This is a genomic window from Phreatobacter sp. GW821-FHT04C01, from assembly GCF_059420385.1.
Genome location: NZ_JBWKTP010000003.1, coordinates 666654 through 690929 on the forward strand (window position 1 = coordinate 666654; position 24276 = coordinate 690929).

At 67.8% G+C, this 24276-nt stretch carries 25 protein-coding genes; 11 read left to right on the forward strand and 14 right to left on the reverse strand.

The window, feature by feature from the left end; translation table 11 throughout:
- Nucleotides 1-183 precede the first annotated feature (183 nt).
- Together AC07WJ_RS14835 and AC07WJ_RS14840 are read left to right on the forward strand one after the other, a co-directional pair.
- Complete coding sequence (locus AC07WJ_RS14835; protein ID WP_494935349.1) at nucleotides 184-939, forward strand: DUF2259 domain-containing protein; 756 nt, start codon at nucleotides 184-186, stop codon at nucleotides 937-939.
- A 222-nt stretch (nucleotides 940-1161) separates the two neighbouring features.
- Complete coding sequence (locus AC07WJ_RS14840) at nucleotides 1162-2118, forward strand: glycosyltransferase family 2 protein (RefSeq protein WP_494935350.1); 957 nt, start codon at nucleotides 1162-1164, stop codon at nucleotides 2116-2118.
- A gap of 57 nt (nucleotides 2119-2175) precedes the next feature.
- Here the strand turns inward: AC07WJ_RS14840 and AC07WJ_RS14845 are convergent, their stop codons facing one another.
- Entirely contained in the window at nucleotides 2176-2598 is a 423-nt protein-coding gene (locus tag AC07WJ_RS14845; protein ID WP_494935351.1) for an organic hydroperoxide resistance protein, read from the reverse strand.
- Between the two features lie 181 nt (nucleotides 2599-2779).
- Between AC07WJ_RS14845 and AC07WJ_RS14850 the strand changes: the two genes are divergently transcribed.
- Nucleotides 2780-3247 carry a MarR family winged helix-turn-helix transcriptional regulator gene (locus AC07WJ_RS14850; protein WP_494935352.1) on the forward strand — a complete coding sequence of 156 codons (468 nt, stop codon included), beginning with the start codon at nucleotides 2780-2782 and terminating at the stop codon, nucleotides 3245-3247.
- A 7-nt stretch (nucleotides 3248-3254) separates the two neighbouring features.
- On the opposite strand, the gene AC07WJ_RS14855 is transcribed toward AC07WJ_RS14850, so the two are convergent.
- From AC07WJ_RS14855 to AC07WJ_RS14865, 3 genes are read right to left on the reverse strand one after another with little or no spacing between them, the layout of a single operon-like run.
- Complete coding sequence (locus tag AC07WJ_RS14855) at nucleotides 3255-4685, reverse strand: heterodisulfide reductase-related iron-sulfur binding cluster (RefSeq protein ID WP_494935353.1); 1431 nt, start codon at nucleotides 4683-4685, stop codon at nucleotides 3255-3257.
- A 6-nt stretch (nucleotides 4686-4691) separates the two neighbouring features.
- Complete coding sequence (locus AC07WJ_RS14860) at nucleotides 4692-5870, reverse strand: FAD-binding protein (protein ID WP_494935354.1); 1179 nt, start codon at nucleotides 5868-5870, stop codon at nucleotides 4692-4694.
- 13 nt (nucleotides 5871-5883) lie between these two features.
- Nucleotides 5884-7356 (reverse strand): FAD-linked oxidase C-terminal domain-containing protein, encoded by a 1473-nt coding sequence (locus tag AC07WJ_RS14865; RefSeq protein WP_494935355.1) that lies wholly within the window; start codon nucleotides 7354-7356, stop codon nucleotides 5884-5886.
- A 198-nt stretch (nucleotides 7357-7554) separates the two neighbouring features.
- On the opposite strand from AC07WJ_RS14865, the gene AC07WJ_RS14870 reads away from it, so the two are divergent.
- The 3 genes from AC07WJ_RS14870 (at nucleotide 7555) to hisG (ending at nucleotide 10639) form a co-directional block, all read left to right on the forward strand.
- Entirely contained in the window at nucleotides 7555-8412 is an 858-nt protein-coding gene (locus AC07WJ_RS14870; protein ID WP_494935608.1) for a LysR family transcriptional regulator, read from the forward strand.
- Between the two features lie 113 nt (nucleotides 8413-8525).
- Nucleotides 8526-9662 (forward strand): ATP phosphoribosyltransferase regulatory subunit, encoded by a 1137-nt coding sequence (locus AC07WJ_RS14875; RefSeq protein WP_494935356.1) that lies wholly within the window; start codon nucleotides 8526-8528, stop codon nucleotides 9660-9662.
- Nucleotides 9659-10639, forward strand: a complete 981-nt coding sequence (hisG, locus tag AC07WJ_RS14880; protein WP_494935357.1) for an ATP phosphoribosyltransferase — start codon at nucleotides 9659-9661, stop codon at nucleotides 10637-10639. The genes AC07WJ_RS14875 and hisG overlap by 4 nt, the downstream gene beginning before the upstream one ends.
- A gap of 401 nt (nucleotides 10640-11040) precedes the next feature.
- On the opposite strand, the gene AC07WJ_RS14885 is transcribed toward hisG, so the two are convergent.
- The 6 genes from AC07WJ_RS14885 to AC07WJ_RS14910 all read right to left on the reverse strand — a co-directional run bounded on the left by AC07WJ_RS14885 (nucleotide 11041) and on the right by AC07WJ_RS14910 (nucleotide 16277).
- Complete coding sequence (locus AC07WJ_RS14885) at nucleotides 11041-11436, reverse strand: hypothetical protein (RefSeq protein WP_494935358.1); 396 nt, start codon at nucleotides 11434-11436, stop codon at nucleotides 11041-11043.
- A gap of 82 nt (nucleotides 11437-11518) precedes the next feature.
- The gene (locus AC07WJ_RS14890) at nucleotides 11519-11842 is read right to left on the reverse strand and encodes an AzlD family protein (protein WP_494935359.1); all 324 of its coding nucleotides are present in this window, start codon (nucleotides 11840-11842) and stop codon (nucleotides 11519-11521) included.
- Nucleotides 11835-12569: an AzlC family ABC transporter permease gene (locus tag AC07WJ_RS14895; protein ID WP_494935360.1), complete on the reverse strand. Its 735-nt coding sequence runs from the start codon at nucleotides 12567-12569 to the stop codon at nucleotides 11835-11837. Before AC07WJ_RS14895 ends, AC07WJ_RS14890 begins: the two co-directional genes overlap by 8 nt.
- Before the next feature lie 129 nt (nucleotides 12570-12698).
- Complete coding sequence (locus tag AC07WJ_RS14900; RefSeq protein WP_494935361.1) at nucleotides 12699-14036, reverse strand: MFS transporter; 1338 nt, start codon at nucleotides 14034-14036, stop codon at nucleotides 12699-12701.
- A gap of 170 nt (nucleotides 14037-14206) precedes the next feature.
- Complete coding sequence (locus tag AC07WJ_RS14905) at nucleotides 14207-15115, reverse strand: dihydrodipicolinate synthase family protein (RefSeq protein ID WP_494935362.1); 909 nt, start codon at nucleotides 15113-15115, stop codon at nucleotides 14207-14209.
- Between the two features lie 472 nt (nucleotides 15116-15587).
- Nucleotides 15588-16277: a GntR family transcriptional regulator gene (locus AC07WJ_RS14910; RefSeq protein WP_494935363.1), complete on the reverse strand. Its 690-nt coding sequence runs from the start codon at nucleotides 16275-16277 to the stop codon at nucleotides 15588-15590.
- Between the two features lie 233 nt (nucleotides 16278-16510).
- On the opposite strand from AC07WJ_RS14910, the gene AC07WJ_RS14915 reads away from it, so the two are divergent.
- On the forward strand, nucleotides 16511-17929 hold the full coding sequence (locus AC07WJ_RS14915; protein WP_494935364.1) for a M20 family metallopeptidase: 1419 nt from the start codon (nucleotides 16511-16513) through the stop codon (nucleotides 17927-17929).
- 227 nt (nucleotides 17930-18156) lie between these two features.
- Nucleotides 18157-18834: a glutathione S-transferase family protein gene (locus AC07WJ_RS14920; RefSeq protein ID WP_494935365.1), complete on the forward strand. Its 678-nt coding sequence runs from the start codon at nucleotides 18157-18159 to the stop codon at nucleotides 18832-18834.
- Nucleotides 18835-18876: 42 nt separating this feature from the next.
- Here AC07WJ_RS14920 and AC07WJ_RS14925 read toward each other — a convergent pair whose 3' ends face one another.
- The 4 genes from AC07WJ_RS14925 to AC07WJ_RS14940 form a co-directional block, all read right to left on the reverse strand.
- Complete coding sequence (locus AC07WJ_RS14925; RefSeq protein ID WP_494935366.1) at nucleotides 18877-19353, reverse strand: GNAT family N-acetyltransferase; 477 nt, start codon at nucleotides 19351-19353, stop codon at nucleotides 18877-18879.
- Nucleotides 19350-20030, reverse strand: coding sequence for a leucyl/phenylalanyl-tRNA--protein transferase (gene aat, locus AC07WJ_RS14930; protein WP_494935367.1), 681 nt, complete (start codon nucleotides 20028-20030; stop codon nucleotides 19350-19352). The genes AC07WJ_RS14925 and aat overlap by 4 nt, the downstream gene beginning before the upstream one ends.
- A gap of 103 nt (nucleotides 20031-20133) precedes the next feature.
- A complete protein-coding gene (locus AC07WJ_RS14935) occupies nucleotides 20134-20550 on the reverse strand; it encodes a GNAT family N-acetyltransferase (RefSeq protein ID WP_494935368.1) in 417 nt (138 codons plus the stop codon).
- Nucleotides 20547-21566: a Bug family tripartite tricarboxylate transporter substrate binding protein gene (locus AC07WJ_RS14940; protein WP_494935369.1), complete on the reverse strand. Its 1020-nt coding sequence runs from the start codon at nucleotides 21564-21566 to the stop codon at nucleotides 20547-20549. The genes AC07WJ_RS14935 and AC07WJ_RS14940 overlap by 4 nt, the downstream gene beginning before the upstream one ends.
- A 229-nt stretch (nucleotides 21567-21795) precedes the next feature.
- Here AC07WJ_RS14940 and AC07WJ_RS14945 point away from each other — a divergent pair, with 229 nt between their 5' ends.
- From AC07WJ_RS14945 to AC07WJ_RS14955, 3 genes are all read left to right on the forward strand, one after another.
- The gene (locus AC07WJ_RS14945; protein ID WP_494935370.1) at nucleotides 21796-22224 is read left to right on the forward strand and encodes a hypothetical protein; all 429 of its coding nucleotides are present in this window, start codon (nucleotides 21796-21798) and stop codon (nucleotides 22222-22224) included.
- An 83-nt stretch (nucleotides 22225-22307) separates the two neighbouring features.
- A complete protein-coding gene (locus AC07WJ_RS14950; RefSeq protein WP_494935371.1) occupies nucleotides 22308-22934 on the forward strand; it encodes a glutathione S-transferase family protein in 627 nt (208 codons plus the stop codon).
- Nucleotides 22935-23039: 105 nt separating this feature from the next.
- Nucleotides 23040-24248, forward strand: a complete 1209-nt coding sequence (locus AC07WJ_RS14955) for an MFS transporter (protein WP_494935372.1) — start codon at nucleotides 23040-23042, stop codon at nucleotides 24246-24248.
- The last annotated feature ends 28 nt before the right edge of the window (nucleotides 24249-24276 follow it).

A 24276-nucleotide genomic window follows, 5' to 3' on the forward strand; every position in this document is an offset into this window, starting at 1 on the left:
GATCGCCGCCTGTGCAAGAATGGATGAGAGCGACGAGCACTTGTTCCGTGAGGGAAAAGATCGGCGACGCCATCGAAGTTCGGCCGCGCCGTACGGGTTGTTTCAGCGGCGCCTCATTTCCGGCCGCCGGAGGCGATATCCAACCTGCCGGATCGGACGAAGCGACAATGCGAGGACTGCCAATTGCGTTGGTTACCCGCCATTCTCATCGCCATTTGCCTGAAACTCGCGGCCGCCGGCACGGCCTTGGCCGGCGACTTCGCGATCGTCGAGAGCCTCGGCTTTTCGCGGGACGGCCGCTATTTCGCCTTCCGGGAATCCGGCACGCGGGACGCATCGGTCCATCCCTATGCGACGGTTCACATTGTCGATCTCGACAGCGGCCGGCCGGCGCCGGGCTCCCCCTTCGTGGTGGAGATCGGCAATGAAGAGGCCTCCGAGGACATGGCCCGGGCACAGGCCTTGGCAAAGGCCCAGGCCACCCTGGCCGGGCTCGACATCGGCGCCAGGCCGACGATCAGCGTCACCGATCCACGCGGTGAACTGGCCGAGGGCGTCACCCCCGATCGCGCCTATGAGGCCATGCGCGCGCAGGCGAGCCGCCTGGAGATCGAAGGGGTTCTGCCCACGGGACGCCTGGCTGTCGAGATCGAGTCCTCTGTCCTGGCGGATGCGGCCTGCGCGGCGCTCGGCCGCGACGACGTCCACGGTTTCGCGCTGGCCCGGGTCTCGCCGACGGGGGCGCGGTCGACCGTCCATAGCGACCGCGCCAATGGCAGCGAACGCAATTGCCCGGCCCGCTACGGACTGGCCGCGCTGCATTTCTACAAGGCCGCCAATGCCGCGCCGCGTCTGGTTGCGCTGGTCGCCTATTATCCCCGCACCTGGGAAGAACCGGACCGGCGCTATCTCGCCATTCCCGTCCCCTTGCCCGACTGAGCGCCGATTCGCGCCGCCTGGACGCGGCCGAACACCTCCCGGGCAAGCGCTGGTGACGCCGCCGCCCGGCTGGCGTTTTTTGCGGGAATAGGGCGGCACGGCGCCGGCGCAACGGCTGTTCGGCCGTCTGGACCACGCAATCGTTCCGGCCGCCCAGGGGCGTGGCTGGCTTTTCGTCCGCCGCCCGTCTATGTCAGCGCGCCCGCCGCAAACGTCGAGCCCATGGCGCACGTCACTTCGATCGAGACCTATTCGTTCAATCCGACCGACCTGAAAGTCGACAGCCGGCTGCCGGGCATTTCGGCTTTCGTGCGGACCAGGAACGGTGCCGATTTCATCGCGCCGACCATTCTCAGCCACGCGCCCTATGTCGACGAGATCATCGCCGTCTACAACCAGTGTACCGATGCGACTGAAGCTATCCTGCGGCGCCTGCAGGACGAACTCGGTCCCGGCAAGCTGAAGCTGTTCGAATATCTGCCGCGGGTTCATCCGCCGGGTTCGAAGGAACATGCGGCGGAGCCCGGGAACTCGCCGCACAGCGTGGTCAATTATTCGAACTTCGCGCTGGCGCAGACCGCGCACCAGATCGTGGTCAAGCTCGACGACGATCACATCGCCTTCGATCGCCTGCTGCAGCCGATGATCGCCGATCTGCGCCGCGACGGCCTGAAGCCCGGCCGGATGAACTGCTTCTCCGGCCTCAATCTGGCGCGCGATGCCGACGGCCGTGTCGGCGTGCATGCCGGGACACCGTTTTCGGGCAATGGCGATATCGGCTTCTTCGCCATGACGCCGGACGCCTATTTCGTCCACGACCGGCGCTTCGAGGATTTCCGCAAATATTATTTCGACCGGGTCTTCGCCGGCTTTGCCTATTGGCACATGAAATATCTGAAATCCGGCCTCGGCTTCGCCAATTACGAAATCCAGAAGGGCCGCAACCGGCGCTTCGCCCGCAAGGAAAAGGATTTCCATTCGCGCCGCGAGGTGATCACCGTCGCCGAGGTGGCCGAGGCCATGCCGACCATGCGCGCGGCGGTGATGAGCCGCATCCCCTTCGACAAATGGGCTTTGATCGGCAACCGCGCCCGGGCGATGGCCAAGGAGCACGTCACCGATGCCGATCTCGCCGAATTCGTCATGCGCTATCAGCTCGGCGAGCCGGTTTCGGCGTGACGAAAGCCCCGGCACGGCAGCGACCGCGCCAGGGCCCGGGATCGACCGCGGTGTCGATCAGACCACCGACAGGCGAACGTTCAGGTTGCCGCGGGTCGCTTCCGAATAGGGGCAGACCACATGGGCCTTGGCGACCAGATCCTCGGCCACAGCGCGCTCGACGCCCGGCAGGCTGATCGCCAGCGCCACGTCGAGGCCGAAACCCTGGCCGTCGTCGCGCGGACCGATGCCGACCGTGCCGGTCACCGTCGTGCTGTCCGAGATCGCAACCTTGGCCTTGCCGGCGACGAATTTCAGCGCGCCAAGGAAGCAGGCGGAATAGCCGGCCGCGAACAATTGCTCGGGATTGGTGCCGTCGCCGCCGCCGCCGCCGAGTTCTTTCGGGGTGTTCAGCTTGACCGACAGATGATTGTCTTCGCTGGCTGCGATGCCCTCGCGGCCGCCGGTGGCGGTGGCTTTGGTCGTATAGAGAACCTTCATGGCGATCCATCCTTGTTGACGTCTTGGGCCGAACGGTGCCCCGTGGCGATGACATTCATTGCAGACAATTAAATTGTGCGCAATTGAAATTTGAGATAACAGGGATGCGCAATTCGATTTTGTGCAATTCAACGGCGTGGCGCATGAAGCTCGCCGGATGCGATTGATCGAGGAGACGCCCATGGCTGACCGCAACGATGGGCTGAACCTGTCCGACCAGCTGTGCTTCGCGGTCTATTCCGCGGCGCATGCCTTCAACCGTGTCTACAAGCCGCATCTGGAGCGGCTCGGCCTGACCTACCCGCAATATCTGGTCATGCTGGTGCTGTGGGAAAATGACGATCGGCCGGTCAAGGCGATCGGCGAGCATCTGGCGCTCGATTCGGGAACCCTGACCCCCCTGCTGAAGCGCCTGGAGGCCGCCGGGATGGTCCGGCGTCAACGCAATCCGGCCGACGAGCGTTCGGTCAGGGTGTCGCTGACCGACCAGGGCCGGCAATTGCGCGACAAGGCGCGCGGCCTGCCCATCGCCATGGCCTGCGCCATGGGCCGCAGCCTGCCCGAGGTCGCGCGGCTGAAGGACGAGCTGGCGGCCTTGCGCGAGGCGCTCGACGCGGCGTCCCGCGAGGCCGTGGCGGAGAACGCCTAGCTCCCCATCATTCCGCGGCTCGCAGCGTGGCCGCCGGTCTTTCGCCGAGGCCGGCCTCGGCCAGCGCCTGCGGCAAGGGTCCGCCGGTGACCCAGTCGAGCAGTTCGACGGTGTGAACGATCGGGATGGATTTCTCCCGTTCGGCGAAACCTTTGGCGATCTGGGTGATGCAGCCGATATTGCCCGTCGCGATCAGGTCGGGACGAACCTTCTCCAGATTGCCGATCTTGCGGTCGCGCAGCCGCTCGGCGATCTCCGGCTGCATGATGTTGTAGATGCCGGCCGAGCCGCAGCACAGGTGGCCCTCGGGCGGCTCCTTGACGGTGAAACCGGCGGCCTTCAGCAAGGTCTTCGGCTGCTCCCTGATCTGCTGGCCGTGCTGCATCGAGCAGGCCGAATGATAGGCCGCCACCAGGTCGACCTGGCGCACCGGCGCCTCGAGCGTCAGTCCGGCGACATATTCGGTGATGTCCTTGGCGATCGCCGAGACCCGCCGCGCCTTGTCGGCATAGGCGGGATCGTCGCGCAGCATGAAGCCGTAATCCTTGATGGTCGTGCCGCAGCCCGAGGCGGTGATCACGATGGCGTCGAGGCCCGCGCCGTCCATTTCCCTGATCCAGGCATCGATCGCCTGCCGGGCCTGGACGAGGCTTTGCTGCTCGCGCCCCATGTGATGGACCAGCGAGCCGCAGCAGCCCTCGCCGGCGGCGAACACCACCTCGACGCCGTTGCGGGTCAGAAGCCTGAGCGCCGCCTCGTTGATGGAAGGCTGCAGCACCGGCTGGGCGCAGCCCTGCAGGATCGCCACCCGGCCCTTGCGCGCGCCTTCGGCCGCGTGAACCGCCGGCCGGTCGATCGGCGAGCGGGTCGGCAGCCGCTCGGGCGCCAGCGCCAGCATGGCGCGGGTGCGCTTGATCAGGCCGACCTTTTCCGAAATGGGTCCGAGCGCACGGCGCGTCAGCGCCACCGGCACCCGGCCCTTCCAGGTCAGGACCGAGGCGATCCTGAGCGCCTTGTTGGCGAGGAAGGCGCCGGCGAGCGCCAGGCGGAACCGGTTCGGATAGGGCAGCACCCGGGCGAGCAGGCCGCGGATCAGCCGGTCCTGCCAGGGCCGCGCATAGGTCTCCTCGATATGCGCGCGGGCGTGGTCGACCAGGTGCATGTAATTGACGCCGGAGGGGCAGGTGGTCATGCAGGAGAGGCAGGACAGGCAGCGGTCGACATGTTTGACCACCTCTTCCGTCGCCGGCTGTCCGGTCTCGAACATCTCCTTCATCAGGTAGATGCGGCCGCGCGGCGAATCGAGTTCGTCGCCGAGCAGCTGATAGGTCGGGCACGTGGCGGTGCAGAAGCCGCAATGCACGCAGCTGCGCAGAATCTTTTCCGAGCTGGCAAGCTTCGGGTCGCTGAGCTGTTCGGCGCTGAAATTGGTCTGCATCTGATGTCACACGCCTGCGTACATGCGGCCGGGATTGAGGATGCCATCGGGATCGAGGCTCGCCTTGAGCTTCTTCTGCATGGTCATCAGGGGGGCCGCCGGCGGATCGAAGACATCGACGGCGAGCCGGATGGCATCGGGCGCGCGCATCAGGGTCGCGTGACCGCCGGAAGCCTTGGCGAGCGCGTGCACCTCGCGTGCCCCGGCATCGCCGGCGGCCTCGCGGGCCGCCCAGATCAGGCCACCGCCCCAATCGTAGAACAGGCGCGCACCGCGCTCCCGGAGCCTGGCGCCGAGCGCCGCGGCCTTGCTCGGCGCCACCGAGATGCGCCAGACCGCGCGGTCCGCCTCGGCGACGAAGGCGGCGTCGCGAATGGCGCGCCACAGCCGGCCCGCCTCCGCGGGAGCGAGGGTGTCGAGCCCGCCGAAGCGCTTCAGGAGCCGGCTAAGCTCGCCGCTGCGATAGCCGATCGACGGACCGAAACCCTCGATCCGGATCAGCGTGCGCGCGGTCTCGCCGTCGCCGGCCGGCAGGTGGGCCGCCCCGGTCGGTTCGAAGGGCGAGCCGAGCGCCGCCGACAGGGCCTCGATCGCCGGCCCGTCGGCGAGGCCTCTCAATTGCAAGGTTGTCTCCTGCTCGGCCATCGGCAGCACCTTGAAGCAGACCTCGTGAAAGATGCCGAGCGTGCCGTAGGATCCGGCCAGAGCCTTGACCAGGTCGAGCCCGGTGACGTTCTTCATCACCCGGCCGCCCGATTTGATGTCCTCGCCCCGGCCATTGATGAATTTCAGCCCGATCATCGCATCGCGCGCCGCACCGAGATTGATCCGGGCCGGGCCGGAGACATTGCCGGCGGCGACCCCGCCGACCGTCGGCTCGCCGCTCGTGCCGTAGAGCCCGCGGTGATCCATCGGCTCGAACGGCAGCCGCTGCCCACGGGCTGCCAGCGCTTCGGTGACCTCGCTGAGCGGCGTGCCGGCGCGGGCGGCGATGACCAGCTCGGCCGGTTCATAGAGCGTGATGCCGGTGAGACCCTTGGTCGAGATCTCGGCCGCCGCCTGGACCGGCCGGCCGAGGCCGCTGCGGGTCTGGCCGCCGCCAATGGCGAGCGGCGTGCCGGCGGCGCGCGCCTCGGCGACGAGGGCGGCGAGTTCTGCCGAAGTGGCGGGGCTGTGAAGTGTCATGATCTCTGGCTTTTCACGCCGCCTGCCGGGGCGTTTGCGGGTAGGTCGCGACGGCGGGGTCCCGCGGCGCGTCGAGCGGGAACACCTTGGCCGGATTGAGGATCCATTTCGGATCGAGCGCCGACTTGATCCGCGTCTGCTGCAACAGGTCGGTGTCGTTGAACTGCTCGCGCATCAGGTCGCGCTTCTCGATGCCGACGCCGTGCTCGCCGGTCAGGCAGCCACCGACCTGGACGCAGAGCCTGAGGATATCTTCGCCCGCATGTTCGGCCTTCACCTGCTCGTCGGGGTCGTTGACGTTGAACATGACGAGCGGGTGCAGGTTGCCGTCGCCGGCATGAAAGACATTGGCGACGCGCAGCCCGTAGCCCTTGACGATCCGGTCGATGCCGTCGAGCACCTCGGGCAGCCGGCCGGTCGGAATGGTGCCGTCCATGCAGATATAGTCGGCGACGCGGCCGGTGGCGCCGAAGGCCGACTTCCGGCCCTTCCAGATCGCCGCCGTCTCCATGGCGGATTTGGATTCCTTGATCACCTTGACGTCATGGGCCCTGGCGATGGCGACGATGCGGGCGAGCGTCGCGTCCATCTCGGCATCCGATCCCTCGACCTCGATGATCAGCATGGCCTCGACGTCGAGGGGATAGCCGGCATGGGCGAAGGCCTCGCAGATCTCGATCGCCTGGCGGTCCATATATTCGATCGCCACCGGAATGATGCCGGCCCCGATGATGTCGGCGACGGTCTGGCCGGCCTGGCCGATTTCCTCGAAGCCGAACAGCACCGGCCTCGCGCCTTCCGCCGCGCGCAGGATGCGCACGGTGACCTCGGTCACCACGCCGAGCTGGCCCTCCGAGCCGACGATCAGGCCGATCAGGTCGTAGCCGCCGGAATCGAGCGCATCGCCGCCGATCTCGACCACCTCGCCCTCGACCGTCACCAGCCTCAGGCCGAGGATATTGTTGGCCGTGACGCCATATTTCAGGCAATGGGCGCCGCCGGAATTCATCGCCACATTGCCGGCTATGGTGCAGGCGAGCTGGCTCGAGGGATCCGGCGCGTAGAAGAAGCCGGCATGGGCGACTTCGCCGGAAATGGCGAGATTGGTGATACCGGCCTGCACCCGCATGGTGCGGTCGGCGAAATTGGTCTCCAGCACCTGGTTCATCTTGGCGACGCCGAGCACGACGGCGTCTTCCTGCGGAATGGCGCCGCCGGCCAGCGAAGTTCCGGCGCCGCGCGCCACCACCGGCACGCCCTCCTGGTGGCAGAAGCGGAGGATGGCCGCGACCTGCTCGGTGGTCTCCGGCAGCACCACCACCATGGGCACGCGCCGGTAGGAGGTCAGGGCGTCGGTCTCGAAGGCCCGGCGCTCGTTTTCCGCCGTGATCACGCCCTCACCGGGCACGATCTCCTTCAGCCGGGCGATCACCAGGTCGAGTTTGGCGAGAACATCCGGTCGCGGTTCTGGAAAGGCGATGGTCATCGGTTCCTCCACAAGGGTCCGGACCCCGGGCTGCGGCGTCTTGGCACCTTTGATCTCTTCCAATTATAGCGCGGTTCGAGACTGGCGGAATGTGATTGAAAGGGTCAAGATTATTTCCTCAACGGAAAAGATGGTCAGCCTTTCGTGACACCCCTTGCCGATCTCGAAGTCTTTGCCCGCGTCGTCACGGCCGGCAGCATGTCGGCCGCCGGCCGCGAAATGGGCCTGTCGCCCGCGGTCATTTCGAAGCGCATCAAGCGGCTGGAGGATCGCCTCGGCACCCGGCTCTTGCAACGCACGACGCGGCAATTGTCGCTGACCGAGGCGGGGCAGGGCTATTACGAGCGGGTGGTGGCGATCCTCGCCTCCATCGACGAGGCCGAGGCCTTCGTCACCCGGCGCTCGTCGCTCGCCCGCGGCACGCTCCGGGTCTCGGCGCCGACCTCGTTCGGCCGGCTCCACATCGCGCCGCATCTGAGGTCGTTCCTGACGGCCAATCCGGATCTGGTGGTCCATCTGGAACTGTCCGACAGTTTCGTCGACATTGTCGGCGAGGGTTACGATCTCGCCATCCGCATCGGCGAGCTCGACGATTCCTCCTTCGTCGCGCGCCGGCTGGCGCCCAATCATCGCCTGCTGGTGGCGGCCCCCGGCTATCTCGCCGAACGCGGCGCGCCGGCGACCATCGCCGCCCTGTCCGGCCACGCACTGCTCTCGCACAATACCGATACCTGGCGGCTGGAGGGCCCCGACGGCGCCCAGACCGTTCGTTTGCACGGACCGCTCAAGACCAATTCGTCGGAGGTGATCCGCGAGGCGACGCTGGCCGGCATCGGCATCTCCCTGCGCTCGACCTGGGATGTCGGACCGGAGCTGAAGGACGGCCGGCTGCAGGTGGTGCTGCCGCAATGGCGCGCCTCGCGCCGGGTCGGCGTGCACGCCGTCTATCCCACCCGCCGGTTCCTGCCGCAGAAGGTCAGGGTGTTCATCGACTGGCTCGCCACGCTCTACGGGCCGGTGCCCTATTGGGACGAAGGGCTCGACCTTCCGGCCTGAGAAGGCTAGAGGGACGTGCAGTTTGCAGCTCCGGCCGGAAGGAGCCCTGCATTTCGGCCGACCGATCTGCGAGGCGACGATGACCGGAGCCCTTACCTCTGTTCGGACCCACGATGACTGCGCCCGTCTCTGACCTGGACGACAAGCTCGCTGCCCTCCTGGCCGGGGCCGGCTTCGCGCGCGCCGAGCCGCCCTTGCTGATCGCCGCCGACCTGGTGCGCGATCTGGTGGGCGAGACCATGGCGCGCCGGCTGTTCCTGACCTCGGACGCCGACGGCACCGAGATGTGCCTGCGTCCCGACTACACGATCCCGGTGGTCCAGGCCCATCTGGAGAGCCCCGCCGCCGGTTCGGAAGCGGCCTATTCCTATCTCGGCCCGGTGTTCCGTCACCGCCCCGGCCTGCCCGGCGAATTCAGCCAGGCCGGCATCGAGCTGCTCGGCCGCGCCGACCGCGAGGCGGCCGATGCCGAGGTGGTGGCGCTCGGGCTCGAGGGCGCGAGGCTCTATGCCGACGGCCCGCTCGATGTCGCCATGGGCGATATCGGCATTTTCCTGGCGCTGTTGCGCGCCCTCGACGTGTCGCCGGCCTGGCGCCGCCGCCTGATCAAGGATTTTCGCCGCAACGACATGCTGGCCGACGACCTGAAGCGGCTGGCCGATCCATCGACCCATGCGCCGCCCCATGCCGGCCTCCTCGCCGCCCTCGAAGGCGCCGACCCGAAGGCGGCCCATGCGCTGGTCACCGACCTCCTGTCGATCGCCGGCATCGCCACCGTTGGCGGCCGGTCCGCGGCCGATATCGCCGAGCGGTTCCTCGAACAGGCGGCGCTCGGCTCCGGCGGCCTCTGGCCGGACAAGGTCGCCGTGGTGCAGCAGGTACTGAGCGTCGCCGGCGATCCGGTCTCCGCCGAGCAGCAATTGCGGGCGATCGCGGCCGCGGCCGGGCTCGACCTGTCGGTGGCCCTCGACGCGCTGGCGCGGCGCAACACGCTGCTCTCCGAGCGCGGCGTCGACCTGTCCACCGTGCGCTTCTCCACCCATTTCGGCCGCGACGTCGATTATTACACCGGCCTGGTCTTCGAGATTCACGACGGCGCGGGCCGGACCGCCAAGCCCTTGGTCGGCGGCGGCCGCTACGACCGGCTGACCGAGATGATGACCGCGCGGCTCGGCCTCGACATCAAGGTGCCGGCGGTCGGCTGCGCCTTCTGGGTCGAGCGGCTCGCCGTTGCCGGAGGCCGCGCATGAGCCAGCCATCGACGCTCGTCTTCGCCATTCCGTCCAAGGGCCGCATCCTGGAAAGCGCCCAGGGCTTTCTCGAGCGCTCCGGCCTCAAGCCGGTGCAGGGCCGCGGCGCGCGCGACTATCGCGGCACCATTCCCGGCCTCGACGGGGTCGAGGTCGCTTTCCTCTCGGCCTCCGAGATCGCCCGCGAGCTGGTCGCCGGCTCGGTCCACCTGGGGCTCACCGGGCTCGACCTGATGCATGAGGCGACCACCGATCCCGACGCCAAGATGATCTCGCTGTCGGCGCTCGGCTTTTCGCGCGCCGATGTCATCGTCGCCGTGCCGCAGGCCTGGATCGACGTGCGCTGCATGGCCGATCTCGACGATGTCGCCAGCCAGTTCCGCAGCCGCAACCGCACGCGCATGCGGGTCGCGACCAAATATCTCAACCTGACCCGCGGCTTCTTCGACCGCCACGGCATCGCCGATTACCGCATCGTCGAATCGGCCGGGGCGACCGAGGGCGCGCCGGCCTCGGGTGCCGCCGAACTGATCGTCGACATCACCACCACGGGCGCGACGCTCGCCGCCAATGCGCTGAAAGTGCTCGACGACGGCGTGATCCTGAAATCGGAGGCGCATCTGGTCGCCTCGCGCACGGCCGCCTGGAGCGAGCCGGCGCGCGCCAGCGCCCGCGACATGCTGGACCGCATCGCCTCGGAAGCGCGCGCCCGCAAGGTGCGCGAGGTGCGCACCCGCTTCAAGGCCGCCGACGACAAGCTGGTGGAGGAGGCCAAGGCCCGCTTCGGCGTCGCCGCACCCTTCGGCGGGCCGACCTCGTCGGGCATGCTGACCCTGCACTGCCCGCCCGCCGCCCTGTTCGGCCTGTCGCGCTACCTGCGCGACAAGGGCGCGGAAAGCGTCTCGGTCAGCGAGCTCGATTATGTCTTCTCGGCCGAGAATCCGCTCTACGAGAAGCTCGCCGCGGCGCTGGCTTGAGCGGGGGCGGGGCAAGAATCCCGCCGCGATCTCAGGACCCGGTGCCGGCTGACGCTGCGGCCGTTCCAAGCAAAAGCCTTCGCCTTTGCGCCGCGAGCGCGAGCGCGAGCCGAAGTGAAGCCGGCTGCCGGATGGTCAAGACGTCATCCCCAAGGCAAAGCAATTGCTTTGCCGGGGGCCGAGCCGGAGCAGAAGCTCTTGCTTCTGCGGAGGCGAGGGGAAGGGGATCCATCGGTTACAGAGCACGACGGTTGGCACGGCGAAATCACATCAACGCATGCGTCGAGCGCGCGGCCTGTTGGCTCCTGGACCCCCTTCCCCTCGGCTTCGCCTCGGCCGGGGGTGACGTAGAGCGAGATCACGCCGCCAGCCCCTCTGATCAGCGAGCGCCCGGCGCCTATTCAGACCGCGTTGACGCTGGTCACGATGAAGGTGCGCAGCGATCCGTCCTCGTCCTTGATCGAGACATATTCACCGATCTCGAAGGGATGCTCGCCGAAGCGATAGCCGGCTTCGTCGTCATCGGCGGCGGCGCCGTCATAGTCGAAAATCCAGGTGGCGCCGCGGGTGCCGCCCTGGCGGTGGGTGAGCAGGCCGTGCTCGTCCGCTTCGCCCGCCCAGAAGCGCCTGACCTTGCACAGGCCCTTGTGGGTCTTCCAGGCCGCCACGTCGATATGGCCGTCGGCATCGAGCGGCGCGACGAACTCGTAGCCGTGGCGGTTCGAGCCCTCCGGAAAATCCCTGGAGCGGGCGAGGTTCAGGCGGATCCGGTGAAAGCCTTGCGGAAGCATGGTCATGCGGTCAGGCCCTCGTGCGCGACGTCCGCCGTGATCAACGATGCGATGCATCTTCAAGACGTGGGGCGTCGCCCCGATATCGTCAAGGCAGGCCGAGCGCCCGCACCAGGATAGCACCGGCAAGGCCGGCGGCGAGTCCGACGACGTCGCGACGCACCAGGATCATCGTGCCGGCGGCGCAGGCCATGCCGACCCAGGCGCTGGGTCCGCCGCGCACGACGAGCGGCACGATGGTCGCGACCACGATGGCGCCGGGGAGAGCCTCGAGCGCCGCCCGCACGAAGGGCGTCAACGGCACCCGGCCCATGATCCAGTAGCCGAGGATGCGGATGAAATAGGTCGCGGCCGCCATCGCCAGGATGGCGCTGATCGGCCCGACCAGGCCCTGGCCGAGCCACTCAGTCATGACGGCGGAACAGTCCGGCGGCGACCGAACCCGCGATGGCGCCGACGATGATGAACCAGTAGCCGGAGACCAGCTGCGCGGTGACGACGGCGACGCCGGCCGCGATCGGCCAGACCATGCGGTCGCGTTTCAGGCGGAACAGTCCGACCGCCATGATGGTGAACAGCAGCGGCATGACCAGGTCGAGGCCGTAGCGCCGGGGATCGGTCAGCATGTAGCCGAGCATATGGCCGGGAATGGTCGCGGCCACCCAGATCAGCCACATGAACAGGCCGGCGCCCAGAAACACGCCGGTGTCGCGGCCGCCTTCGGCGCTGTAGCGCGAGCCGATGATGAAATTGGCGTCGGTGAGCGTCACCAGCGCCAGATAGGGCGTGCCGCGTGGCATGCCGCGGGAGAGAAACGGCTGCAGCGCCGCCCCCATCAGGACGAGCCGGAGATTGACCGCGAAGACCACCAGGACCAGGGCGGCCAGCGCCGGTCCGGTCCAGGTCGACGGCCAGAGCTGCAGGGCGAGCAGCTGCGAGGCGCCGGCATAGACGAGAAAGCTCATCAGCGTCGCCTCGCCGAGCGACAGGCCCTTCTCGGCGGAGGCGGCGCCGACCGCGCCCGCCGCCATCAGGATGCCCGGCAGCATGGGCAGCGACAGCCGGACGCCCTCGGCCATGCCGGCCAGGCTGAAGCCGGCGGGCGCGCTGATGGGAGAGGATGAGGACGAGGTCGGCATGACCGCGAGCCATGCCGCCTCGTACCGCCTTCGTCCAGGCGGAAAACTGCAAGGGCGACGGGCGTTTTTCGCGGATGTCGGACAGCGGAGGCTTGCGAGCCCCCGCGATCGCGCCGGCGGGCCCGAAGCTCAGCGGCCGAGGCGCCGGATGCTCAGGACCGCGATCAGTGACACCAGCGAGCAGCCGATGATGTAGATCGCCACCGCCGACCAGTTGCCGTTGAACGTCACCAGGAGCCAGGTGGCGATCAGCGGCGCGGTGCCGCCGGCGAGCGCCGCGCCGATCTGCGAGCCGAGCGTGATGCCGGTATAGCGGACCCGGGTGGCGAAGATCTCCGACATCAGCGTGCCCAAGGTGGCATTGATCGGCGCCCAGATCAGGCCGACGGCGACGATGGTGGCGAGCGCCACTGCCCAGTAGTGCTTGAGATCGAGCAGCATGAAATAGGGGAAGGCGAACAGCGCCATCAGCACGGTGCCGGTGAGGAACACCGCCGGCCGGCCGTAGCGGTCGGACAGGCGGCCCATCACCGGGATCATCATGGTGGTGATGATGGTCGCCACCGTGATCGAGTTGAGGATGGTGAAGCGCTCGATCTTCAGGTTGGTCGTCGCATAGCTGACCGCGAAGGTGGTGAAGACATAAAAGGGCGCGGTCTCGACCACCTTGGCGCCGGTGGCGATCAGCACCTCGCGCCAGTGGTAGCGCAGCGTCTCGAACAACGGCACCTTGGCGACGTCGCCGTCGCGCTTGGCCTTCTCGAAGGCCGGCGTCTCGTCGATGCCGTTGCGGATCCACAGGCCGAGGAACACCAGCACGGCGCTGGCGACGAAGGGCACGCGCCAGCCCCAGGCGAGGAATTGGTCATCCGGCAAAAGACCCATGAGCGACAGCGACAGGGTCGCCATGACGAGGCCGAGCGGGATGCCCATCTGCGGAATGGCGCCGAAAAAGCCGCGGCGGTTGGCCGGGGCATATTCATAAGCGAGCAGCAGCGCACCGCCCCATTCGCCGGCGATGCCGAGACCCTGGATGGCGCGCAGCGTGACCAGCAGGATCGGCGCCCAGACGCCGATGCTGTCATAGCTCGGCAAAAGTCCGATCAGCACGGTCGAGCCGCCCATCAGCGACAGCGTCAGCACCAGTGTGCGCTTGCGGCCGATGCGGTCGCCGATATGGGAAAACAGGAAGCCGCCGAACGGCCGGATGAAGAAGGTCAGCGAAAACGACAGGTAGGACAGCATCAGGCCGACCACCGGGTCGAAATTCGGGAAGAACAGCCGGTTGAAGGCGAGCGCGGCAATGGTGCCGTAGAGGAAATAGTCGAACCATTCGATCGCGCTGCCGGTGAGGCTGGCGATCAGGACGCGGCGTTCGACGCCGGCAGTGGCAGCTGTGGCCGGCGCGGCGGCGGTCGGGCCGGCCGCGCCGGCCGCAGGCAGGACGGAAGTATTGTCGTTGAACATGATCCCCTCATTCTGTTCGTTGGATGGTGCTCGGCCGGCGCCAGCCGGACGTCATGCGCGGTCCCCTGGTCGCGACGGCCGCATCGGCCGGACGTTCGGGTTCATTGTCGGTGGATGATGCCGGCGGGACCGCATCGCCGGCGGTCCCACCCTGGTCGAAGGCTCTGTGATCAGGCCGCGCGCTTCTCGCGCGCCGCCAGATCGGCGATCGTTTGCCTGATCACGGCGATGACGCCCTCGCGCTCGGCGCCGGCGAGCGGCAGGCGCGGTGCGCGCGTCCATTCCGGCGCGCCATAGGCCAGGTGCTCGGCCATCTTGATGTACTGGACGAGCTTGACATGGGTGTCGAGATGGAAGGCCGGCGTCATCAGGCGGTAGAGGCCGAGCGCGTCGGCAAAGCGGCCGGCGGCGCAGAGATCGAAGATCTCGACGCATTCCTTCGGCCAGGCATTGGTCATGCCCGAGACCCAGCCGACGACGCCGAGCGCCATGCTCTCCAGGATCAGGTCGTCGACGCCGCAGAAGATGCGGAAGCGGTCGCCATGGGCATTGTAGAGATCGGTGACGCGCCGGATGTCGCCGGTCTCTTCCTTGATCGCCACGATTTCAGGGGTCTCGGCGAGATCGGCGAGGATCGCCGGCGTGACGTCGACGCCATAGGCGATCGGGTTGTTGTAGATCATGATCGGCAGGCCGCAGGCGCCGGCGAGCGACTTGTACCAGGCGGCGGTCTCGCGCGGATCGGTCTTGTAGCCGAGACTCGGGAAGGCCATCAGGCCCTCGGCGCCATAACGCTCGAACAGCCGCGCCGAGGTCGTCGCGGCCTCGGTCGAGATCTCGGCAAGCCCTGAGAGCAGCGGCACCCGGCCGGCGACCACCTCCTTCGCGGCGCGGATGACGGTTTCCTTTTCCTCCATGCGCATCGAGGCGTTCTCGCCGAGCATGGGCAGCACGATGACCCCGGAAACACCGTTGTTGATCAGGCGTTCGATGCTGGCTTGCGTCGCGCTCAGATCGATCGCGCCGTCCTGTTTCAGTTTTGTCGTCACCGCGGGGAATACGCCGGACCAAGGGGCCATGAGGATCTCCTGAAGGGCTTTGGCACCCGCATCACCGCGATGCGCAAATATGCGCCAAATTGGATCCAATTTTGTCAAGTTTACGGATGACGTCAAGAGTCATTCGCCATGTCCGCAATCGTCGATGAAGCACGAGGGATTATGGCTGTCTTGTCACCAGCTGGGCGGAACGGGCGCCGGCATGCAATCGCCGAATGGCAATAGAGCCTGCGTGGCGGGCCATTATTGGATACAATAATGGCCGCTGCGCGCCGCGGTCCACCAAGACCGCTCGTCCGATGGGCCGGACGCCTGCAGGGCAGGCCAGGCGAAAAATGAGGGTGTTTCCGCCGGCGGCGCCGGCGTGGCGTAAGCTTCGACCGGCAAGCGCCTGATCTTCAGGCGCGCCTTCGGGCGATGGCGGTTCGGGCCGCCGGCGATGCCGGGTCCGCCATCGCGCGGCCGGCCGGCAGGCCTGGCCGCCCGCAGGCGATCATTGCGCCGGGCCGCTTCGCCGGCGGCGCCTGGGGCGCCGCGCCATGGCCGACTGTCGCGCGGCTTCGACGCTCTCGGCCAGCCGGTCCGCGACGTCGAGAATGTGCGCCTCCAGAACCGCGACCGCGCGATGAAGGTCCTTGGCGCGGCAAAGCTCGAGAATATGCCGGTGGTCCGCCTGGGCCTTCCGCCGGCCATCGGTGACTTTCATATGCATGTAGATGTAGCGGTCGGTGCCTTCGTGGATCTTGCGGATCATCGCGGTGATATGGTCGCGCCTGGCGGGCCGATAGAGCCTCTCGTGAAAGCGCCAGTTCATTTCGCCCCAGGTCTCGATGCCGGAATGGTCCATCTCGGCGATGATGGCCTCGGCGTCCGCCAGGTCCTCGCCGGACATGAAGGGGATGGCGGCCGACAGCAGCCAGCTTTCGACCACCGCGCGCAGTTCGAAGGTCTGACGGATCTCGTCGAGCGAGAGCTCGGCGACCACCGCGCCGGAATGCGAGACGATCTTGACGAGGCCTTCGACCTCGAGCTGCTTCAGCGCCTCGCGCACGGGGATCCGGCTGACGCCGAGCTCGCTCGCGATCTTTTCTTGCCGAAGCGCCATGCCCTCTTCGAGCACGCCGGAGAGAATCCGGTCGCGAAGGATCCGGACCACTTCCTCGGCTGCGGTCGCACGCGTCATGGACTGCCCCTTCATGCTCGATGCCTTCGGCGTCGCCCGATCCGGCGCCGCCGCTCCCTCAATCGGTCAGATTGTGCCGGCCGGCAATCCCGGGCCGCCGTGCCCGTGGCCATCGCATGCGCCCGGCCGGTCCGCCATGCGCGACGCGCGCAGGTCCTCTTCGACCCCTCGTGAAGCTGGACACCGGAGGGCCGCATCGGGACAATGGCGGATCGAAATCGAGTGAGGTCGAGATGGACAATCGTAACGAGTTGTGGCGCCACGTCGACGCCTCGAAGGACCGGCTGATCGCGCTCAGCGACCGCGTCTGGGGCATGCCCGAGGTCTGCTACACCGAGGCGCGCTCCGTCGCCGAACATGTCGCGGAGCTCAAGCACCAGGGGTTCCGTGTCACCGAGAACGTCGCGGGTATTCCCACGGCGGTGATCGGCGAGGCCGGCGAGGGCGGACCGGTCATCGCCTTCCTCGGCGAATATGACGCCTTGCCGGGCTTGAGCCAGGAGGCCGGCGTCGCCGAGCACCGTCCGGTCGAGACCGGCGGCCATGGTCACGGCTGCGGCCACAACCTGCTCGGCTCGGCGGCGCTGCTCGCCGCCACCGCCATGAAGAACTGGCTGGCCGAGAACAAGATCCCGGGCCGCGTGCGCTATTACGGCTGCCCGGCCGAAGAGGGCGGCGCCGCCAAGGCCTTCATGGTGCGCGCCGGCGCCTTCGCCGATGCCGACGTCGCCATTTCCTGGCATCCGTCGAGCTTTTGGGAGGTTACGCCGCCTTTGTCGCTGGCCAATACCCGTGCCGACTTCCTGTTCACCGGTCGGACCGCGCACGCCGCCGCGGCACCGCATCTCGGGCGCAGCGCGCTCGACGCGGTCGAGCTGATGAGCGTCGGCGTCAACTATATGCGCGAGCACATGCCGAGCGACGCGCGCATCCACTATGCGGTGCTGGATACCGGCGGCATCGCGCCGAACGTCGTGCAGGCGACCGCCCGGGTGCGCTATTCCATTCGCGCCCGCGATCTCCCGGGCATGCTCGAACTGGTCGAGCGGGTCCACAAGGTCGCCAAGGGCGCGGCCATGATGACCGAGACCGAGGTCGAGATGCGCATCGTCAGCGCGGTCTCCAACGTGCTCGGCAATGGTCCCCTGGAAAAGGCCATGCATTCGATCCTGGAAGATCTCGGGCCGCCGCATTTCGACGAGCAGGACCGGGCTTTCGCCAGCCAGATCCGCTCAACCCTGTCGGCCCAGGACATCGCCGCGGTCTATCGCTCGATCGGCATGCCGGAGACCGATGCGCCGCTCGCCGACTTCCTGGTGCCGCTCGACGCGCCGCGCAACCCGATGATCGGCTCGACCGATGTCGGCGACGTCAGCTGGGTGGTGCCGACCGTGCAGGCCCATGCGCCGACGGTGGCCATCGGCACGCCCTTCCACACCTGGCAGGTGGTGGCCCAGGGCAAGGCGCCGGCCGCCCACAAGGCCATGGTGCAGGTGGCCAAGGCCATGGTGGCGACGGGTGCGGCGGTGCTGACCGACCCGGCCTTGCGCGCCGCGGCCAAGGCGGATCTCGCCGAGCGGACGCGCAAGACGCCCTATGTCAGCCCGATTCCGGATGCGGTGAAGCCGCCGCTGACCATGTCGCTCGGCTGAGCCGCATTTGGCTGGCTGCGCCGCGGTTTGTCCGCGGCGCAGATCCATCTCCGCGGCGGCGCGAATTTGCCGGAATTTTCTCCTTTTGCCCGCTTGGTTCGTGAGCGGCCGGTGCCCACCTTAGGTCGTCGCCGGCGCCTGCCGGCTTTCAGGCTCATCCGCGCCGGCCCGCTCGGCCAGCCGCGGAGAACGATCCCGAGACAACGGACCCCCGAGAGAGCGATCCCATGGCCAAGCTCACGCTGATCAGCTTCCCGACCTGCCCCTATGTCCAGCGCGCGATCATCGCGCTGAAGGAAAAGAACGTCGATTTCGACGTCGTCTATATCGACCTCGCCAACAAGCCCGACTGGTTCCTGGCCATCTCGCCGCTCGGCAAGGTGCCGGTGCTGAGGATCGAGCGGCCAGGTGAAAAGGAAGCGATCCTGTTCGAGAGCTCGGTGATCGTCGAATATATCGAGGACACCGCCTCTGGCCCGAAGCTGCATCCGGCCGATCCGCTGGAGCGCGCGCAGCATCGCGCCTGGATGGAATATGGCTCGACGGTGCTCGGCGACCTGTTTCGCTTCGCCACCGCCAAGACCGAGGCCGATCTCGCCGCGGCCAGGGATGCGGCGATCGCCAAGTTCCAGCGTCTGGAAATCACGCTGGGCGACGGCCCCTATTTCGCCGGCCCCGCCTTCAGCTATGTCGACGCCGTCTTCGCACCGGCTTTCCGGCAGATCGACGCGCTGCAAGCGGCCACGGGGGTCGACCTGACCAAGGAGTTCCCGAAGGTCTCGGCCTGGCGGGCGGCGCTCGCCGCGCGGCCGAGCGTCAAGGCGGCGGCGCCTGCCGATTATCCCTCGCTCTATCTCACCCGGCTGCGCAACCAGGACGCCCAGGTGCTCAAGCGCGCCGCCTGATCACCGATCGAAGACAAGATCACGCGGGCCGAGCCTTCGGGTTCAGCCCGCGAGCGCCTTGCGAAAGCAGAACTCCCAGCTCTCGCTGACATCGGCGAGATAGCGCGCCACCGGTTCGCGGCTGAAGCCGAGCTTCTCATAGAAGCCGTGACCGCGGGCGAAGCGGGTGTCCGACCAGAGCACGATGTCGCGCGCGCCCTTGTCGCGGACCAGCGCCTCGCCCGCGGCGAACAGCCGCTGGGCCAGGCCCGAACCACGGGCATCGGCGGCGACATAGACCTTGAACAGTTCGGCCACGCCGGGCGCCGTGGTCATCACGGCGGCGAGCGAGCCGACCAGGCCGTTGTCGTTTTCGGCGACGAACAATTGGCCGCCCTTGTTCCGATAGTGGCTGGCGGGCGCCTCGAGTTCGGGAAATTCGGCGTCGATGAACTGGCAGCCGGGATATTCCGCGAAGATCCGGGCGATGAGGCGCGCAAGACTGGCGCCGTCGGCATCGGTCGCGGGGCGGATGATCATGACAGGATGGTCCTTGTCGCCTGAATGAGAGCGAGGGCGTCGAGCGGGGCGAGCGGCGCCGGCGTCCAGGTCGCCTGGGTCGCGACGGCCTCGTCGAGCCGCTTCTGATATTGCCGCCGTGGCAGCTCGACCGCGCCGAGCGAGCGCAGATGGTCGGTGACGAACTGGGTGTCGAGCAGCATGAAGCCACCGGCGATCAGCCGCGCGACCAGGTGGACCAGCGCCACTTTGGAAGCGTCGCGTTCGGTGTGGAACATGCTCTCGCCGAAAAAGGCGGCGCCCAGCCGGACGCCATAGAGACCGCCGACCAGCCGTCCGTCCTGATAGGCCTCGACCGTGTGGCAATGGCCCATGCGGAACAGGGCGCCGTAAAGGGCCCGGATGCGGCCGTTGATCCAGGTGGTCGTGCGTCCTTCCGCCGGTGCGGCGCAGGCGTCGATGACGGCCTCGAAGTCGTGGTCCATGCGGATTTCGAAGCGCTCGCCCTTGACCGTGCGGGCAAGCCGCGACGGCACGTCGAAACCGTCGAGCGGGATGACGCCGCGCCGGTCCGGCTCGACCCAGTAGAGGCCGGGATCGTCGGCGCCTTCCGACATCGGGAAAATGCCGCAGGCATAAGCCCTGAGCAGCACCTCCGGAGTGATCGCATTGGCGAGGTCGTCGGTATGGCGGGTCATGACGTCGCGATTCTACCGCAGTTCGCCGGGGACGGGGAGACCGGCATCACGGCCAATGATCCCCCCCGTTGCCACGGCGCCGGGCATGGCGGGCGCGGCCGGATCAGGTGGCGAGGGGCCGTTCGAAAATGATCTGGCCATTGTCGGTCAGGCCGGTTTCGGCCCAGCCGTTGCGGCGATAGAAACGTTCGGCGCGGGTGCCGTGGCCCGTGGTCAGCCAGGCCTTGGCATGGCCGGCGGCCTGCAGCGCGGCGCAGGCTTCGGCGAGCAGGGCCTGGCCGATGCCGCGTCCCTCGCACTCCGGATCGACGAACAAGGCGAAGATCGAGCCGTCGCGCGGGTCGGCCGACGCAAATCCCAGGACCGTATGGGCCTCATCCCAGACCCAGAAACCGTCGCGGTCGATCAGCCAGGCGACCTGATCGACGATCTTGTCGGGATTGCTCAGGCGGTTTTCGCGAACCGCCATGCGGATCTCGCCGATGCGCGCGAGATCCGCCCGGGTGGCGACGCGGATCACTGCTTCTCGATGCCGGCGACGGCGGCCGCTTCCATCCATTTCACCGCCTCGACCCGAACCCGCTCGGCGAGCTCTTCCGGTGACGACGGCGCGATCTGCATGCCGAGCGAAGCCGTCAGAGCGTTCTGCAGTTCGGGCGAGGTCGCCGCCGCGCGGACCGCGGCATTGAGCTTGGCGACGACGTCGGGCGGCACGCCCGCCGGGGTGAACATGGCGAACCAGGCGATCAATTCGTAACCCTTGATGCCCGCTGCCTCGTCGACGGTCGGCAGGTCGGGAAATTGCGGTGAACGGGTCGTCGATGTCACCGCCAGCGCCCGCACCGTATTGGCGCGCACCTGCGGCAGCATCACGCCGAGATCAGCGGTGAACAGCGTCACGCGGTTGGCGATCAGGTCCTGCATCGCGGCCGGGCCCTGGCGATAGGGCACGTGGGTCATCTTGATGCCGGTCATGGCCAGCAGCATTTCGGTGGAGACGCGCTGCGAGGCCGAGGCCGAGGCGAAGGTCAGGTCCGTGCGGGTCTTGGCGAGCGCGATCAGTTCCGCCAGCGTCTTGGCCGGCACGTCGTTGGATACCGCGACGATCAACGGCACCGAGCACAGGAACGACACCGGCTGGAAGTCGCGGTGCATGTCGAAGGGCACGTTGTTGAACAGTGCGGGGGCGGCCGCATTGGTCGAATTGGTGCCGATCAGGATCGTGTAGCCGTCGGCATCGGCCTTGGCGACGGCGCTGGCGCCGATCATGCCATTGGCGCCGGGCCGGTTCTCGATCACCAGGGACTGCCCGAGCGTCTGGCTCATCCGGTCGCCGAAGGCGCGCGCCACGATGTCGGTGGCGCTGCCGGCGGCGAACGGCACGATCGCGCGGATCGGCCGGTTCGGATAATTCTGCGCGGCCGCGGGGCCGGCGGCGATCATTGCGCCCGGTATCGCCAGGGCGCCGATCAGCGCCAGTGACCTGGCGAATGCCCGGGCTCCGAACATCCGTGCCTTGCCCAATTCCTCAGTCATGCGGACCTCCCGTGATCATGCGCCCGGGCGACTGGTGCGCCCGTTGCCTTTGACGTCGGACCCTAGTGGCTTTGCCGGCGAAGGCAACTGTCGCCGTCGCCATGGCGAAGCGACGTTGTTTCCCGGCCACGCCCGGCCGCGATATGCGTCCTGCGCCGCGTGGAGCCTTGGCCGGACCCCGGACCTCGCCTAATTCTCGACCATCGAATGTCTCGTCCGGAAGCCCGTCATGCGCCGTCTCGCCCTTGCCCTCCTTGCTGTCTTTTCCGCCGCGCCGGCGCTTGCCCAGAACGCCGAGCAATTCGTCGGCCGCTGGGGCTTCGTGTCCTATTGGAACGACGCCGACCGGGCGAAGTCGATCGCCGGCGCGCGCGGCTCCTGCGGCCATCCCTATGTCATCGCCCGCGGACCGAATGGCGGCGTCATGATGCATGCCGCCGATGCCGCGGCGCCGAGCGAGTTGCGCGTCGCTTCGGCCAGCGGCAAGACCTATCTGGTGCCTCCCGGCAATCCCGAACCCGGCAATCGCGCCAACCGCGAGCTCATTGTCGTCGATGCCAACACCTTCATTACCCGCTACACCAATGACGAGGCCCATGGCCGCTACGGCATGATGGTCTATGCCCGCTGCGGCGGCGCGGGTGCGGGCCGGCGCTGATCGCGACGAAAACGCGATCCGGTTCCGGCAATCGTCCGGCTGAGAACCAGGCCTCGCCGACACCTCGATCGGAGACGACCGCGATGATGCTGATCGGTCAATATGATTCACCCTTCGTCCGGCGTGTCGCCATTGCGCTGCGTCTCTATGGCCTGGCCTATGAGCATCGGCCCTGGTCGGTATTCGGCGATGCCGACACGGTGGCCCGCTACAATCCGGTCATCCGGGTGCCGACGCTGGTTCTCGACGATGGCGAGGTGCTGATCGAGAGCACGGCCATTCTCGACCATCTCGACGAGCAAGTCGGCCCGTCCAGGGCCCTGATCGCCGATAACGGCGGCGAACGGCGTCGCGCCCTGAAGATCTGCGCGCTCGCCACCGGTCTCGGCGACAAGGTGGTGAGCCTGATCTATGAGCGCATCCTGCATCCCGAGACGTCGCAGCCCTGGGTCGATCGCCTGTATGCCCAGATCCACGGCGTCCTCGACGCTCTGGAGGCCGAACGGGCGGCCCTGGCCACGCCGTTCTGGTTCGGTACCGCGATCGGCCATGCCGATATCGCGGTCGCCTGTGTCCTGAGGATCGCCGATGAGGCCAATCCCGGCCTGTTCGATGCGCGGCGCTGGCCGGCGCTCGCGGCCCATGCCGCCCGCTGCGAGGCGCTGGAGCCGTTCCGGGCGATCGTGCAACCCTTCGTGCCGCCGTCCTGAGTGCAGCCGCCGGTCCGGCCGCGCCGAGCGCGCGGTGCAGCCGGCCTCTGCCGAAACGGCGATGTCTAAGCCGGGCCGGCTCGGCTAGGTTGTCGCCACCTCGCCATGTTCGCATCCCCCGCCTTCATCATCGTTGCCCTCGGCATCACCCAGATCATTTCCTGGGGCACCATCGTTTACGCCATTTCGGTGCTGGCGAAACCGATGGCGGCCGAACTCGGCTGGAACCAGACCTTCATCTTCATGGGGTTTTCGGCGTCGCTGCTGGTCGGCGGCCTCGTCGCCAAGCCGGCGGCGCTGTTCCTGGAAAAGCGTGGCGGCCGCGTCACCATGACCATGGGGTCGGTGGTGGCGGCGCTGGGCCTCGCCATGCTGTCGCAGGTGACCGAGGCGACCGTTTATATCGCCGCCTGGGTCGTGCTCGGCCTCGCCTCGCGCCTCACCCTCTACGACACCGCCTTCGCCACCCTGGTCGAGATCCATGGCACCGCCGCGCGCCGGCCGATCACCGTGCTGGCGCTGTTCGGCGGGCTTGCCTCGACGGTGTTCTGGCCGATCTGCCACTATGTCAACGAGGCCCATGGCTGGCGCGCCGCCTGGCTGGTCTGTGCCCTCGCGGTCCTGGTCCTGTGCACGCCGCTGCATCTCGCCTTGCCGAAGAAGGGCGCGGTTTCGGCCACGGCCAACGGCCTGAACGGCAATGGCGGCGATCCCGAGCCGCTGGTGCCGGCCTCGCGCCGGTCGTCGGCGATCCTGCTTCTGGCCATTGCGCTGGCCTGCAATTCCTTCATCACCGTCGCGCTCAACGCCCATTTCATTCCCGCCGTGGTGATGCTCGGCGCCTCCACCGCCACCGCCGTCTGGATCGCCTCGATCCGCGGCGTGTTTCAGACGCTCGGCCGCCTCGCCGAAATGATCTTCGGGCGAAATCTCGATCCCTTCGCTTTCGCCATGCTGGCGACCGGCATCCTGGTGCTGGCCTTCGTGCCGCTGGCCGGCGGCGGTGCGTCCACTCCGGCGCTGCTGGCCTTCTCGGTCCTGTTCGGCGTTTCCATCGGGCTGGTCACCATCGTGCGCGGCGCGGTGCCTCTGGTGCTGTTCGGCAAGCACGGCTATGCGAGCGTGCTCGCGACCATCGCCACCCCCGGCCTGGTGGTCACCGCCGTGGCGCCGACCGCTTATGCCTTCATTCTCGACAGCATCGGGCCCCGCTGGGGTTTCGTCATCCTGTTCGGCATCGCGCTCGCCTCCTTTGCCGCGACATCGGCGCTGGCCTGGCGGTTTCGTGCCGGCGCCCGTCCGCCGCTGCCATGATCGGCCATGACCGTAGCCGCTTGCGCGA